The organism is Pseudomonas sp. P1_A1 (genome assembly GCF_056406935.1).
In genome coordinates, this window is record NZ_JBFTZE010000005.1 from 297,756 (window position 1) to 311,393 (window position 13,638).

13 protein-coding genes and 1 pseudogene are annotated in these 13,638 nt (G+C 59.8%); 9 read left to right on the plus strand and 5 right to left on the minus strand.

The features are described 5' to 3' along the window. Positions 1 to 75: 75 nt before the first annotated feature. Complete coding sequence (locus tag AC1D2Q_RS10265; RefSeq protein ID WP_007936757.1) at positions 76 to 378, minus strand: cell division protein ZapA; 303 nt, start codon at positions 376 to 378, stop codon at positions 76 to 78. After that, positions 375 to 605 (minus strand): hypothetical protein, encoded by a 231-nt coding sequence (locus tag AC1D2Q_RS10270; protein ID WP_018928577.1) that lies wholly within the window; start codon positions 603 to 605, stop codon positions 375 to 377. Before AC1D2Q_RS10270 ends, AC1D2Q_RS10265 begins: the two co-directional genes overlap by 4 nt. Before the next feature lie 290 nt (positions 606 to 895). Here AC1D2Q_RS10270 and AC1D2Q_RS10275 point away from each other — a divergent pair. The 5 genes and pseudogenes from AC1D2Q_RS10275 to selO form a co-directional block, all read left to right on the plus strand. Continuing rightward, positions 896 to 1,651 (plus strand): annotated as a pseudogene (locus tag AC1D2Q_RS10275) (MCP four helix bundle domain-containing protein); the annotation flags it as partial. Beyond that, a complete protein-coding gene (locus AC1D2Q_RS10280) occupies positions 1,643 to 2,506 on the plus strand; it encodes a methyl-accepting chemotaxis protein (protein ID WP_477813155.1) in 864 nt (287 codons plus the stop codon). The pseudogene AC1D2Q_RS10275 and the gene AC1D2Q_RS10280, both read left to right, overlap by 9 nt. A 243-nt stretch (positions 2,507 to 2,749) precedes the next feature. Continuing rightward, positions 2,750 to 4,492 carry a potassium/proton antiporter gene (locus tag AC1D2Q_RS10285; protein WP_018928579.1) on the plus strand — a complete coding sequence of 581 codons (1,743 nt, stop codon included), beginning with the start codon at positions 2,750 to 2,752 and terminating at the stop codon, positions 4,490 to 4,492. A 34-nt stretch (positions 4,493 to 4,526) separates the two neighbouring features. Continuing rightward, positions 4,527 to 7,877, plus strand: a complete 3,351-nt coding sequence (mscK, locus tag AC1D2Q_RS10290) for a mechanosensitive channel MscK (RefSeq protein WP_477813122.1) — start codon at positions 4,527 to 4,529, stop codon at positions 7,875 to 7,877. Between the two features lie 48 nt (positions 7,878 to 7,925). After that, positions 7,926 to 9,389, plus strand: coding sequence for a protein adenylyltransferase SelO (selO, locus tag AC1D2Q_RS10295; RefSeq protein ID WP_477813123.1), 1,464 nt, complete (start codon positions 7,926 to 7,928; stop codon positions 9,387 to 9,389). Between the two features lie 6 nt (positions 9,390 to 9,395). Here the strand turns inward: selO and AC1D2Q_RS10300 are convergent, their stop codons facing one another. Continuing rightward, positions 9,396 to 9,797 (minus strand): helix-turn-helix domain-containing protein, encoded by a 402-nt coding sequence (locus tag AC1D2Q_RS10300; protein WP_018928582.1) that lies wholly within the window; start codon positions 9,795 to 9,797, stop codon positions 9,396 to 9,398. Then, on the minus strand, positions 9,794 to 10,090 hold the full coding sequence (locus AC1D2Q_RS10305) for a type II toxin-antitoxin system HigB family toxin (RefSeq protein WP_477813124.1): 297 nt from the start codon (positions 10,088 to 10,090) through the stop codon (positions 9,794 to 9,796). Before AC1D2Q_RS10305 ends, AC1D2Q_RS10300 begins: the two co-directional genes overlap by 4 nt. 195 nt (positions 10,091 to 10,285) lie before the next feature. On the opposite strand from AC1D2Q_RS10305, the gene trxC reads away from it, so the two are divergent. After that, complete coding sequence (gene trxC, locus AC1D2Q_RS10310) at positions 10,286 to 10,720, plus strand: thioredoxin TrxC (RefSeq protein WP_477813125.1); 435 nt, start codon at positions 10,286 to 10,288, stop codon at positions 10,718 to 10,720. Between the two features lie 21 nt (positions 10,721 to 10,741). On the opposite strand, the gene AC1D2Q_RS10315 is transcribed toward trxC, so the two are convergent. Further along, positions 10,742 to 11,512, minus strand: a complete 771-nt coding sequence (locus tag AC1D2Q_RS10315) for a ParA family protein (RefSeq protein ID WP_477813126.1) — start codon at positions 11,510 to 11,512, stop codon at positions 10,742 to 10,744. 356 nt (positions 11,513 to 11,868) lie between these two features. On the opposite strand from AC1D2Q_RS10315, the gene AC1D2Q_RS10320 reads away from it, so the two are divergent. The 3 genes from AC1D2Q_RS10320 to AC1D2Q_RS10330 are packed head-to-tail and all read left to right on the plus strand — an operon-like array spanning position 11,869 to position 13,635. Beyond that, positions 11,869 to 12,594: a beta-ketoacyl synthase chain length factor gene (locus AC1D2Q_RS10320; protein ID WP_019581883.1), complete on the plus strand. Its 726-nt coding sequence runs from the start codon at positions 11,869 to 11,871 to the stop codon at positions 12,592 to 12,594. After that, positions 12,570 to 13,382, plus strand: coding sequence for a lysophospholipid acyltransferase family protein (locus AC1D2Q_RS10325; protein WP_305410890.1), 813 nt, complete (start codon positions 12,570 to 12,572; stop codon positions 13,380 to 13,382). The genes AC1D2Q_RS10320 and AC1D2Q_RS10325 overlap by 25 nt, the downstream gene beginning before the upstream one ends. Then, positions 13,360 to 13,635 carry a phosphopantetheine-binding protein gene (locus tag AC1D2Q_RS10330; protein ID WP_018928588.1) on the plus strand — a complete coding sequence of 92 codons (276 nt, stop codon included), beginning with the start codon at positions 13,360 to 13,362 and terminating at the stop codon, positions 13,633 to 13,635. The genes AC1D2Q_RS10325 and AC1D2Q_RS10330 overlap by 23 nt, the downstream gene beginning before the upstream one ends. Positions 13,636 to 13,638 lie beyond the last annotated feature (3 nt).

Consider the following 13,638-nt stretch of genomic DNA (forward strand, 5'->3'; position numbering starts at 1 on the left):
TGAAACACTGCAACAGCCATGCCGATTGTATACAACTAAATCGACAATTTATTCTTTGGTTGTGCGCAAAGCCGCTCAGGCCTGGTTGATCGTCTTGGCGATCACTTCAACCGTGGCGCTGACTTGCTCTTGGTAACGGTCGAGTTCCTGCTGGTGACGCTTTTGCATTTCGATCTGCTGCGAGCACAGATTCATCGCCGCCAGCACCAGCAAGCGGTCACCGATCAGCGCCGGGTATTTCTTTTTGGTCTCGGCCAGAGCGGCCTTCAACATTAAGGCGGCGTCCAGCAGGGTCTGCTCTTCCCCGGCCGGCGCCTTGATTGAATAGTCTTCACCCAGAATCGAGACGACTTTTACCCCTGCGGCGCCGTAACTCATGCGCTGACAGGGCCGGCGCTGACGCGCTCAACCAAGGCCTGAATGCGTGCAACGGTGGCGCCTTGTTTCTCTTCCTGTTCCATCAGGCTCAGTTGCAAGCTTTCGTTTTCATCCTTGACCTGGGCCAGCTCCGCACTCAGGGATTGATTGGTGCCGAGCAGCGCCTGGTTCTGTTGCACCAGGTCGCTGACCAGTTGTTCCAATTGGCTTAGGGTTGCTTCTAACATTTTGATTTTCCGGGCATTTTCGAAGGGCGCGTACGATAAAGAAAAGTCACTGTGGATGCCAGGGTTATGCAGGCGCAAGGCCTTGATTTTCCTGGCGGTCGACCTTCCTCGCGAGTTTTAAAGACTGCGATTGACGGCTCTGGTTCCTGCACTTCGTCGTCGCGGCCCTTCTGCGACAAATGCGCGCAGCGATTCAAGACTTTAGTCGTATGACCGATAAGTCATTCATACAACAGTCTCAGCCTCGCACGGAGGCGCTTTTTTCGGTGAACACCATGTCCCTACGAAATATGAATATCGCACCGCGGGCGTTCCTCGGTTTCACCCTGATTGGCGCCATGATGCTGATCCTGGGTGTGTTCGCCCTGAACCAGATGAGCAAAATTCGCGGTGCCGCCGAGGAGATCACCTCAAACAGCGTACCGAGCATCAAAAGCCTCGACGAATTCACTCAGCTGACCCTGCGCCTGCGCGTACTGTCTTATCGCCTGTTGGTGAATCGTGAGCCGGACGTCCAGCAGAAAACCATCGAGCTGCTGGAAACCCGTAACCAGCAGATCCGAGCGGCTCAGACAGCCTACGAAAAACTGATCGCCAGCCCGCAGGAGCGTGCAGCCTATGATCAGTATGTGCAGTTGCTGGCTCAGTACCGCCAGATCGAAGACCGGATGAAGAGCCTGTCGCGCAACAATCAGGTCGAAGAACTGCGCACGCTGCTCAACACCGATTTGCTGAACAATTCTGAAGCCATCAACTCCGTGCTCAACCGCTTGCTGGAGATCAACACCCAGCAGACCGTCGACACCAACCAGCAAGCCGCCGACCAGTACTCCTCGGCGTTCAACCTGGTGGTGACCCTGTTGGTCATCGCCACTGGCCTGACCCTGCTGTTCGCCTGGCTGCTGACCAACAGCATCACCAAACCGATCGCCAACGCCCTGAGCGCCGCCGAAGAAATCGCCGAAGGCAACCTGACGCGCCCGATCACGGTCGATGGTGAAGACGAAGCCGGTCGTCTGCTGGCCGCCATGGCGAAGATGCAGGACAAACTGCGCGACACCCTGCAACGGATTTCCGGTTCGGCTACGCAACTGGCGTCTGCCGCGGAAGAGCTCAACAGTGTCACCGACGAAAGCGCCCGTGGCCTGACCCAGCAGAACAACGAAATCGAACAGGCCGCCACCGCCGTCAACGAAATGACCAGCGCCGTGGAAGAAGTCGCGCGCAATGCCGTGAGCACTTCCGAAGCCTCGAAAAACGCCACCACTTCGGCGGGCGACGGTCGTGACCTGGTACAGGAAACCGTCAGCGCCATCGAACGCATGAGCGCCGACGTGCAGAGCACCGCCACCCTGATCGGCGATCTGGCTAACGAGTCGCGAGACATCGGCAAAGTGCTGGACGTGATTCGCGGCCTGGCCGACCAGACCAACCTGTTGGCGTTGAACGCTGCCATCGAAGCGGCCCGTGCCGGTGAAGCCGGTCGTGGTTTCGCGGTGGTTGCCGACGAAGTGCGTGCCCTGGCCCATCGCACCCAGCAGTCGACCAGCGAAATCGAACGCATGATCGGCAGCATCCAGAGCGGCACCGAACACGCCGTGGATTCGATGCGTAACAGCACCGAGCGCGCCGAGTCGACCTTGAACATCGCGCGCGGTGCCGGCCTGTCGCTGGACACCATCAACAGCGCCATCGTCGAAATCAACGAGCGCAACCTGGTGATCGCCAGCGCGGCCGAAGAGCAGGCGCAAGTGGCCCGTGAAGTGGACCGCAATCTGGTGAACATTCGTGACCTGTCGGTGCAATCGGCCACCGGCGCCAACCAGACGAGTGCGGCCAGCAGCGAACTGTCGCGCCTGGCGCTGGACCTGAACAACATGGTTGGGCGGTTCAGCCTGTAACCTGCAACCGATCGTTCCCACGCTCCGCGTGGGAATGCCTCAATGGACGCTCCGCGTCCGCAGTTGGGACGCAGAGCGTCCCGGGTTGCATTCCCACGCAGAGCGTGGGAACGATCATCGACGTGACTGACTTTTGATCTGCAAAAGCTTTTTGACAGCATCACATTTCAACAGGTTAGAATTGCTGGCACGCGGACTGCATGGTCAGTTTGCGCCCGCCTTTACGCTTCCGGAGTACTGCCTTTGAATGCGACGACCATCAACAGCCTGTTCTTGATCGGCGCGTTGCTGGTAGGTGCGAGCATTCTGGTGAGCTCACTTTCATCGCGCCTCGGGATCCCGATTCTGGTGATCATCCTCGCGGTGGGCATGTCGGCCGGTGTCGACGGCGCCGGCATTATTTTCGATAACTACCCCACGGCTTATCTGGTCGGCAACCTCGCCCTGGCAGTGATCCTTCTCGACGGCGGCTTGCGCACCCGGGTGGCGAGTTTTCGCGTGGCGTTATGGCCGGCGCTGTCTCTGGCCACGGTCGGCGTGTTGATCACCACCGGGCTGACCGGGATGGCGGCGGCGTGGTTGTTCGACCTGAACCTGATTCAGGGCCTGTTGATCGGCGCCATCGTCGGCTCCACCGATGCCGCGGCCGTGTTCTCGCTGCTTGGCGGTAAAGGCTTGAACGAGCGGGTGACCGCGAGCCTGGAGATCGAATCCGGCAGCAACGACCCGATGGCAGTGTTTCTCACCGTCACCCTGATCGACATGCTCGCCAGCGGCCAGACCGGCCTGCACTGGAGCCTGCTCGGGCACTTACTGCGTGAGTTCGGTATTGGCGGCGTCATCGGCCTCGGCGGCGGTTGGCTGATGCTGCAACTGGTCAACCGCATCCACCTGGCCACCGGCCTTTATCCGATTCTGGTGATTGCCGGCGGCCTGGTGGTGTTCGCCCTGACCAACGCCCTGCACGGCAGCGGCTTTTTGGCGGTGTACCTGTGCGGCCTGGTGATCGGCAACCGCCCGGTGCGCAGCCGTCACGGCATTTTACATATGCTCGACGGCATGGCCTGGCTGGCCCAGATCGGCATGTTCCTGGTGCTGGGGCTGCTGGTCACGCCCCATGACCTGCTGCCGATCGCTTTGCCGGCACTGGGCCTGGCGCTGTGGATGATTCTGTTTGCCCGTCCGCTGTCGGTGCTGGCTGGCCTGCTGCCTTTCAAGGCGTTCCATGGACGCGAGAAGGCATTCATTTCCTGGGTTGGCCTGCGCGGTGCCGTACCGATCATTCTGGCGGTGTTCCCATTGATGGCGGGGCTGCCCAACGCGCAGCTGTATTTCAATCTGGCGTTCTTTATCGTGCTGGTGTCGCTGTTGGTGCAGGGCACAAGCCTGCCGTGGGTCGCCAAGCTTTTAAAAGTGACCGTCCCGCCGGAGCCCCTGCCGATCTCCCGATCGGCGCTGGAAGTGCATGTCACCAGCGAGTGGGAACTGTTCGTGTATCGCCTCGGTGCCGAAAAATGGTGCATCGGTTCACCCCTTCGCGAGCTGAAAATGCCCGAAGGCACCCGTATCGCGGCCCTGTTTCGTGGCCAGCAACTGCTCCATCCGTCGGGTAGTACGGTGCTCGAAGTCGATGATTTGCTCTGCGTGATCGGCCATGAACACAACCTTCCTGCCCTCGGAAAACTCTTCAGCCAGGCACCGCAACGGGGGCTGGATTTGCGCTTCTTCGGCGACTTCGTACTCGAAGGAGACGCCCAGCTGGGCGCGGTTGCTGCCCTGTACGGATTGAAAGTCGAAGGCATCGATCCGAACATGTCCCTGGGCCACTTCATTGCCCAAAAAGTGGGCGGCGCTCCAGTCGTCGGTGACCAGGTGGAGTGGAACAACACCCTCTGGACCGTCGCGGTCATGGAAGGGAACAAGATTGGCAAAGTGGGCGTCAGATTCCCCGAAGGAAGTCGCCCCGGCCCCGGCCTGTTCCTCTAAACTCCACACTTCGTCTCGTTTTCGATCGGTCTCTATGTCAACTCTGCGTACCTTTTTCATCATGGCCCTGCTGGGCTTGAGTCTTTCCATCAACACGCTGCAAGCCGCCGAGCCGCCGTCCAGCGAAGCCGTGCAAGCGAGCCTGGACAAGATCGCCGACCGCAAACTGCCGGAGGCCGATCAAAAAGCCCTGCAAGCGGTCCTGCAGAGCACGCTCACCCAGCTCAACAACCGGCGTGATTACGACCAGAAACTGATCGATCTCAAGCAGCAGTTGACCAACGCTCCAAGGCAGAACATCGAGAACCAGCGCGAACTGAGCCGCCTCAAGGCCACCAAAGTGGTGCCGGTGGGGCAACGCTATACCAAAGAGACGATTCAGCAGCTCGAACAACTGTTGACCGAACGTTCCACTCAACAAAGCGACCTGCAGAAAGCCCTGGCCGAAGCGAACAGCCTGATCATTACCGCCCAGACCCGCCCCGAGCGCGCCCAGGCCGAGATCTCTGCCAGCCAGACGCGCATCCAGCAGATCAACAACATCCTCAAACTTGGCAAGGACAGCGGCAAGACCCTGACCGCCGAGCAACGCGATCAGCTCAACGCCGAGCTCGCGGCACTGAACGCCTTGATCCCGTTGCGTCGCCAGGAACTGGCCGGCAACAGCCTGTTGCAGGACCTGGGCAACAGCCAGCACGACTTGCTGTCGGAAAAATCCGATCGCCTGGATCAGGAGATCCAGGACCTGCAAACCCTGATCAACCAGAAACGCCTGGCCCAGTCGCAAGAGACCGTGACCCAGCAGTCCATCGAGGCGCAGAAGGCCGGTGGCAGTAGCCTGCTGGCCACCGAAAGCGCGGCCAACCTGAAGCTCTCCGACTACCTGCTCAAAAGCACCGACCGCCTCAACGAAGTCACTCAACAGAACCTGCAGACCAAGCAGCAACTGGACAGCGTGACCCAGAGCGATTCGGCGCTGGACGAACAGATCAATGTGCTCAAGGGCAGCCTGCTGCTCTCCAAGATTCTCTACAAACAGAAACAGGCCCTGCCGCGTCTCAGACTTGACCGCGATCTGGCCGACCAGATTGCCGACATTCGCCTGTATCAGTTCGAAGTCAGCCAGCAACGGGAACTGCTCAGCAACCCGATCACCTACGTCGATAACCTGCTGGCGACTCAGCCACCCGAGCAAGTCACCCCGCAACTGCGCAAGAGCCTGCTGGACCTGGCCAACACCCGCGCGGACCTGTTGGAGCGCTTGAATCGCGAACTGAGCGCGGTGCTCAACGAATCCATCACGTTGCAACTCAATCAGAAACAACTGCTCAGCACCGCGCAAAGTCTGCGGGCTACGCTGGACGAGCAAATGTTCTGGATTCCCAGCAACAAGCCGCTGGATTTTGAGTGGATGCACGGCGTGCCGGAACGCCTGCAACGCCAGGTCACGACCTTGCCGTGGGCTTCGAGCCTGAGCGAATTGACTGATGGCCTGACGCAACGGCCGCTGCTGTTCCTGCCACTGGCCCTGCTGATCGGCGCGCTGCTGTGGCGCCGCAAAAATCTCTATGCCCGTCTGAACAAAGTTCACCAGGACATCGGCCATTTCAAACGCGACAGCCAGTGGCACACCCCGCAAGCGATTCTGATCAATATCCTGCTGGCGATGCCGGTTTCCCTGGGCCTGGCGTTGTGCGGCCTGGCGTTGCAGATCGACGCCCGCGGGCAGAACGCCAACATGGGCGCGGCGCTGTTGCAGATGGCCCAGGCCTGGCTGGTGTTCTACACCGCCTATCGCATCCTCGCGCCGGGTGGCGTGGCCGAACTGCATTTCCGTTGGGAAAAGCCCCAGGTCGAATTCCTTCAAGGCTGGATTCGCCGGCTCGGGCTGGTGGTGATGGCCCTGGTGACGGTAGTGGCGGTCGCCGAGCTGCAACCGGCGGCGCTGGCCGATGACGTGCTTGGCATGCCGGTGGTGCTGACCTGCTACGCCTTGATGGCCTGGCTGCTCAGCCGCCTGCTGGTCAGCAGCCCAACCCATGAAAACGCCTCGCTGTTCCGCAAGGCCGTGGGAGTCATGTTCACCGTTCTGCCGATCGCGCTGTTCGTCGCCGTGTGCTTCGGCTACTACTACACCGCGCTGAAACTCAGCGACCGCTTGATCAACACCCTGTACCTGCTGATGTTCTGGCTGGTGATCGAAGCCACCTTCGTGCGCGGCCTCAGCGTTGCGGCACGGCGCCTGGCCTATCAGCGCGCCCTGGCCAAACGCCAGGCCGCGAAAGAGGCCGGCGACGGTGAAGCGGTGATCGAAGAACCGACCCTGGACATCGAAAAGGTCAACGAACAGTCCCTGCGACTGATCCGCCTGGCCCTGCTCGGCGGCTTCATCGCGGCGCTGTACTGGGTCTGGTCGGACCTGATTTCGGTGTTCTCGTACCTGGACAACATCACCCTCTACGAATACACCAGCGGCACCGGCGCCAACATGAGCATGGTGCCGATCAGCATCGGTGACATGCTAGGCGCGCTGATCATCATCGGCATCACCTTCGCGCTGGCGCGCAACTTGCCGGGTCTGCTGGAAGTGTTTGTGCTGTCGAAGCTGAACCTGGCCCAGGGCAGTTCCTACGCCACGACCACGTTGCTGTCCTATGTGATCGCCGGTGTCGGTTTCGTCTCGACCCTGTCCACGCTCGGCGTGAGCTGGGACAAGTTGCAATGGCTGGTGGCAGCGCTGTCGGTGGGTCTCGGTTTCGGGATGCAGGAAATCTTCGCCAACTTCATCTCCGGCATCATGATCCTGTTCGAACGCCCGGTGCGGATCGGCGACACCATCACCATCGGCAACCTGTCGGGCACCGTGAGCAAGATCCGCATCCGCGCCACGACCATCACCGACTTCGACCGCAAGGACATCATCGTCCCGAACAAGACGTTCATCACCGGGCAACTGATCAACTGGTCGCTGACCGACACCATCACCCGGGTGACCCTCAAGCTCGGCGTCGACTACGGCTCGGATCTGGACCTGGTGAAAGAACTGTTGCTCAAGGCCGCCCGCGATAACCCGCGCGTGCTGAAGGACCCGGAACCCCACGTGTACTTCCTGAACTTCGGCGAAAGCACCCTCGATCACGAGTTGCGCATGCATGTGCGTGATCTCGGTGACCGTAACCCGGTGCTCGATGAGGTCAACCGCTTCATCAATCGCGAGTTCAAGAAGCAGCACATCAACATCTCGTTCCGGCAAATGGAGGTCTATCTCAAGAACCTTCAGGGCCAGGAATACAAAATGGTCCCGGTTGAGCCGGAAACCAAAACCATTGTTCCGCCCCCCACCAGCAAACCGCGGCAAGAGCCACCGCCTGTCGAACTCGACTAAGCGCGCTATCCCTAGCAGAATGCTCGGACATTCTGCTGGAGATGGCCGTTGAAAGCCCTCGACGAACTGACCTTCGACAATCGCTTCGCCCGCCTGGGCGATGCGTTCTCAACCCACGTACTGCCCGAGCCCATTGCGGCTCCGCGACTGGTGGTCGCCAGCCCCGCCGCCATGGCACTGCTGGACCTGGACCCGGCCGAGGCCGAAACACCCGTGTTCGCCGAGCTGTTCGGCGGCCACAAGCTGTGGGCCGAAGCCGAGCCGCGGGCGATGGTCTATTCCGGGCATCAGTTCGGCTCCTATAACCCGCAGTTGGGTGACGGTCGCGGCCTGTTGCTGGGCGAGGTCTATAACGAAGCCGGCGAGCATTGGGACCTGCACCTCAAGGGTGCCGGTCAGACGCCTTACTCACGCATGGGCGATGGACGGGCGGTGCTGCGCTCCTCGATCCGCGAGTTCCTTGCCTCCGAAGCCCTGCATGCCCTGAACATTCCCACCACGCGCGCACTGTGCGTGATCGGCTCCGACACGCCGGTCTGGCGCGAGAAACAGGAACGTGCGGCCATGGTTCTGCGCCTGTCGCCGAGCCATGTGCGTTTCGGGCATTTCGAATTTTTCTACTACACCAAGCGCCCCGAGCAACAGAAAACGCTCGGCGAGCACGTGCTGTCCATGCATTTCCCGCACTGCCTGGAACAGCCGGAACCGTACCTGGCAATGTTCCGCGATATCGTCGAGCGTAATGCCGAACTGATCGCCAAATGGCAGGCCTATGGGTTCTGCCACGGCGTGATGAACACCGACAACATGTCGATCCTCGGCATCACTTTCGACTTCGGCCCGTTCGCCTTCCTCGACGACTTCGACGCCCACTTCATCTGCAACCACTCCGATGACCAGGGCCGCTACTCCTTCAGCAACCAGGTACCGATCGGCCAGTGGAACCTCAGCGCCCTCGCCCAGGCCCTGACACCGTTCATCAGCGTCGAAGCCCTGCGCGAAACCCTCGGCCTGTACCTGCCACTGTTCCAGGCCCACTACCTGGACCTGATGCGCCGCCGCCTCGGTCTTACTACCGCCGAAGACGACGACCAGAAACTGCTGGAGCACCTGCTGCAACTGATGCAGAACAGCGGCGTCGATTACAGCCTGTTCTTCCGCCGCCTGGGCGATGAGTCACCGGAACTGGCTGTCGCCCGGTTGCGCGATGACTTTGTCGACATCAAGGGTTTCGATGCGTGGGGCGAGCTTTACGCCGCCCGGGTTGCCCGTGAAGGCGTGATTGATCAGGAGCAGCGCCGCAAACGAATGCATGCGGTCAATCCGCTGTACATCCTGCGCAATTATCTGGCGCAAAAAGCTATCGATGCGGCGGAAAGCGGCGACTATTCAGAAGTTCGTCGTTTGCACGCGGTATTGAGCAATCCGTTCGAGGAGCAACCTGGAATGGAGAGCTACGCCGAGCGGCCACCGGAATGGGGCAAACATCTGGAGATCAGTTGTTCGTCGTGAGGCTTGTCAGATAAAGGTCTCTACGGACACACCAAAGCGCTCGGCCAACCAGCGAACCTGCCGCAGGTTGAGCTGGCGCTTGCCGCTTAAGATCTCCGAGACTACCGATTGCGTGCCCACACCGGGCAGCTCGCTCTGGCTCAGGCCGTGTTCGCGCATCATATAGCCAAGAACCTCTGCACCAGAGGCTTCGCGCATGGGGTGATGGTTGCGATCCCACTCCGCAATCCAGTCACCGATGATGTCCACCAAGCTCATCAACGGGTGCGACTCATCATCGCCGGTCATCTCAAGCAATTCATCGAGTGCCCGCGCCAACATGTCATAGTCGTCTTCGTTTTTCGGTTTTCGAAGCAATGGCGAGACGAACTCCCAATGCTCGGCAGCTTTTTTGATTAGAACACTCATACCCTTCCCTCCTTCCATTTACCTCGCTCATATTCACTGTGATCCAGCACATGCTTGATATACAGCTTTTGAGACCGATACCTGACAAAAGCGATTAGCCGCAATTTGTTGCCATCGATATCGAACACATGAAACTCGCCGACTTTGTCGGTTGCGGGAAAAATAGACTTCATTGCAGCGAAGTCTCCCGGGTTACTCCCTTTGGCGAGTCGATACCACTGCTCCAATGCATTGGCTGCCCGCGGCCACTTTTCCTTGGCCTCACGAATTGGTTTTTCGGTGAACACATGCATGCAACATCCTTATCGCATTCTGCTATGGGGAGTTAATCACAGATCCAAAATATCGCAAATTGCGATAATCTTCAGCAGACCAACGGTCTCGCTCAGTACGATTCAGCCTAGTTTCATCGCTATACGCTGCACGATTGAAAATATGAGCAAACGTCTCCACATAGGAGTGATCGGCTTCTTAACAGGACCTCCCTCATGACCGCCCCACTCCTCATCCCCTGCCCCCACTGCAACGGCCTGAACCGCATCCCCGCCGAGCGCCTCAACGATCATCCAAAGTGCGGCCGTTGCAAGGCCGAGGTCTTGCTGAACAAGCCGTTCGAATTGAAGCAAGGCGATTACGCCAGTCAGATCAAGGGTGACCTGCCGTTGCTGGTGGATGTGTGGGCGGACTGGTGCGGGCCGTGCAAGTCGTTTGCGCCGGTGTTCGAGCAGGCGGCGGGGCAGTTGGCGGGCAAGTGTCGGCTGGCCAAGCTGGACAGCGAGGCGAATCAGCAGTTGTCGGCGCAGCTGGGGATTCGCTCGATCCCGAGCCTGATTCTGTTCAAGAACGGCCGGGAAGTGGCTCGTCAGAGCGGGGCCTTCCCGTTACCGCAGTTGATGAGCTGGTTGCGCAGTCAGGGGATCTGAAGCCCCTTCAACAAGAGCGATTCAGGTATTTTCCAGCAGAGCGTGCAGTTCGACGAATTGCTGGGTCAGCTTGTGCCGCGGGTCGAGGTGGATCAGCGGCGTGTTGGCCTGATGGGATTCGCGCATGCGCACCGAACTCGCTAGGTACACCGGCAGTACCGGCAGCCCTTCGGCAATCAGTTCGTCGAGAATTTGCTGCGGCAGACTGGCGCGAGCCTGGAACTGGTTGACGACGATGCCTTCGACTTCCAGCCCTTCATTGTGGTCGTCCTTCAACTCTTCGATTTCCGCCAGCAGACCATACAGCGCCTGGCGCGAGAAGCTGTCGCAGTCGAAGGGAATCAGCACACGATCAGCGGCGATCAAGGCCGAGACGGCATAGAAGTTCAGCGCTGGCGGGGTGTCGAGGTAGATCCGGTCGTAATCACCGTCCAGCTCCTCGAGCAATTTACGCAGCTTGTTGATCTTGTGTTTGGCCTCAAGCTTGGGCTGCAAGTCTGCCAGCTCGGCGGTGGCAGTGATGACGTGAAGGTTGTCGAACGGAGTTTCGTAGATGTCGACCTGACCTTTCTTCGAGAACGGCCCGGAGGACAGGGTCTGCTTGAAGAAGTCGGCGATACCCATCGGGATATCCTCACCGGTGAGCCCCGTCAGGTATTGAGTGGAGTTGGCCTGGGCATCGAGATCCACCAATAACGTGCGATAGCCTTCGCTGGCGCTGACCGCCGCCAGATTGCAGGCAATGCTTGATTTGCCCACGCCACCTTTCTGATTGAACACCACGCGCCGCATGTCTAAACCTCCGTGTATCAAAGAATGACCGAGTGTAGTAGTCCACATCGCTGCTTAGCTACCTCGCCAGCATCTAGACTACACAGTCATAGGCAAATCTCTGGCCGGAAAAGCTGCCAACTCGTCCATTGATAGCCGACAGTGCCGACAGACATGTCCGCCGCATTGTGGATAATGGCCAAACGACAGCTTTTCGCGAACCAGACGGTACATTTCGTTGCGCAAAATGTAACCAGCATTTGCTACACGCCCGCAGCACCGGGATAATGCGCGCCATTCGGCGTTAAGCGCCACGTCAGGTCAGCCGCGGTTCTTGCGACTCACCGCGTTAAAGGAAGCCCGCAGGGGCGGGATGAATGTCTGTGATCAACTTCAACATCGCCCAATGGCGCGCTTGGGCCCCTGGGCTTGAAAGCGTGGATGATTGGCAGGCCTGGAGCCGACAACCGGTCGTGCTCGAGCCCAGCGATGCCGCCCCGGATGTGTCGTTTCTGCCGGCCATGCAGCGTCGGCGACTCAGCCGTCTGGCGCGGATGGCGTTCAGTGTCGGCTGGCCCTTGGCCGATGGTCATCCGGATTTACCGTTGGTCTTTATTTCTCGCCACGGCGAAACCCCGCGCACCTTCGAAATTCTCAGCGACCTGGCGACCGACCAACCGTTGTCGCCCACCCAGTTCAGCCTGTCGGTGCACAACGCGGTCATCGGCCTGTGGTCGATCATGCGTGGCGAAACCAGCGAAATGACCGCCCTCGCCGCCGCCGGCGATGGCCTTGAACACGGCATGCTGGAGGCCGCGGCGCTGCTTGAGGAAGGCGCGCCCGCGGTACTGCTGATCGTCACCGAAGAACAACCGCCCGCCGCCTACTCGGCCTGGATCGATGATGTGCCTTTCCCTTATGCGGTCGGCCTGTTGATCACCCCCGGTAATCAGTGGCAACTGTCGCTGAACAGCGCCCCGCACACGTTGTCCAAAGCCCGCTGGCCCCATGCCCTGAATCTGTTGCGTACGCTGCTCGGCCAGCAAACAACCTGCCAACATGCCTGGAAAAATCGTGTATGGACCTGGCAACGCAACCCGTAACCGATAAAAACCGCGACGCCTACTACTGGCGCCTGCTGGCCACTGCCGCAAGCTTCACCCTGTTCGGGTTGAGCAGCCTGTGCCTGCGACTGGTGGTGTTCCCGCTGTTGAATTGCCTGCCGGGAGGCGCCCAGGTCCATCGTCAGCGCGCGCGACATACGGTCAGCCGGTGTTTTTGGTTTTTCATTCGGTTCATGGCGCGCAGCGGTGTGCTGACCTATGACATACAGGGGGCGGAAAAACTCGGGCGCCCAGGCCAAATGATCGTCGCCAACCACCCCTCGTTGATCGATGTGGTGTTTTTGATCGGCCTGGTGCGCCACGCCAACTGCGTGGTCAAGAAAAGCCTCTGGGAAAACCCGTTCACTCGCGGTCCGCTACGCTGTACCGAATACATCAGCAACGATGGCAGCATGGACATGCTCGACGCCGCTGCCGACGCGCTGAAAAGCGGTCAGACCCTGATCATCTTTCCCGAGGGCACCCGGACCCGACCCGGCCAACCGCCGGCCTTTCATCGGGGGGCGGCGGCAATCGCCCTGCGCGGTGCGAGAATCCTCACCCCGGTGATCATCAAGGTCAACCCGACCACATTGACCAAGGCCGAACCCTGGTATCGGATCCCCAAACGCCGCGTGCACTTCAGTTTTCGCGTCGGGGCCGATATAGACCCACAGGCCTTCGCTACGCAAGGCCCTGCACCCCAGGCCTCGCGCAAGCTCAACGACTATTTGCACTCTTACTTTATCAAGGAGCTCGCCGAAGATGAGCGATCAGAACACCGTTAGCCTGATGCAGGAAATCAAAGAGCTGATCATCGAAGCCCTGGGCCTCGAAGACATCAGCGTCGACGACATCGGCGACAACCAGACGCTGTTCGGCGAAGGCCTGGGCCTGGACTCGGTAGACGCGCTGGAACTCGGCCTGGCGATCCAGAAAAAGTACGGCATCAAAATCGATGCCGACGCCAAGGACACCCGTAATCACTTCAGCAACGTGGCGAGCCTTGCGGCGTTCGTCACTGCAAAACAGGCAGCTTGAGAC

Bases quoted from the DNA above. Each gene is read 5' to 3' on its own strand.
- AC1D2Q_RS10265 (WP_007936757.1), bottom strand. From the start codon at position 378: ATGAGTTACGGCGCCGCAGGGGTAAAAGTCGTCTCGATTCTGGGTGAA.
- AC1D2Q_RS10270 (WP_018928577.1), bottom strand. From the start codon at position 605: ATGTTAGAAGCAACCCTAAGCCAATTGGAACAACTGGTCAGCGACCTG.
- AC1D2Q_RS10280 (WP_477813155.1), top strand. From the start codon at position 1,643: ATGCAGGACAAACTGCGCGACACCCTGCAACGGATTTCCGGTTCGGCT.
- mscK (WP_477813122.1), top strand. From the start codon at position 4,527: ATGTCAACTCTGCGTACCTTTTTCATCATGGCCCTGCTGGGCTTGAGT.
- AC1D2Q_RS10300 (WP_018928582.1), bottom strand. From the start codon at position 9,797: ATGAGTGTTCTAATCAAAAAAGCTGCCGAGCATTGGGAGTTCGTCTCG.
- AC1D2Q_RS10305 (WP_477813124.1), bottom strand. From the start codon at position 10,090: ATGCATGTGTTCACCGAAAAACCAATTCGTGAGGCCAAGGAAAAGTGG.
- trxC (WP_477813125.1), top strand. From the start codon at position 10,286: ATGACCGCCCCACTCCTCATCCCCTGCCCCCACTGCAACGGCCTGAAC.
- AC1D2Q_RS10315 (WP_477813126.1), bottom strand. From the start codon at position 11,512: ATGCGGCGCGTGGTGTTCAATCAGAAAGGTGGCGTGGGCAAATCAAGC.
- AC1D2Q_RS10320 (WP_019581883.1), top strand. From the start codon at position 11,869: ATGTCTGTGATCAACTTCAACATCGCCCAATGGCGCGCTTGGGCCCCT.
- AC1D2Q_RS10325 (WP_305410890.1), top strand. From the start codon at position 12,570: ATGGACCTGGCAACGCAACCCGTAACCGATAAAAACCGCGACGCCTAC.
- AC1D2Q_RS10330 (WP_018928588.1), top strand. From the start codon at position 13,360: ATGAGCGATCAGAACACCGTTAGCCTGATGCAGGAAATCAAAGAGCTG.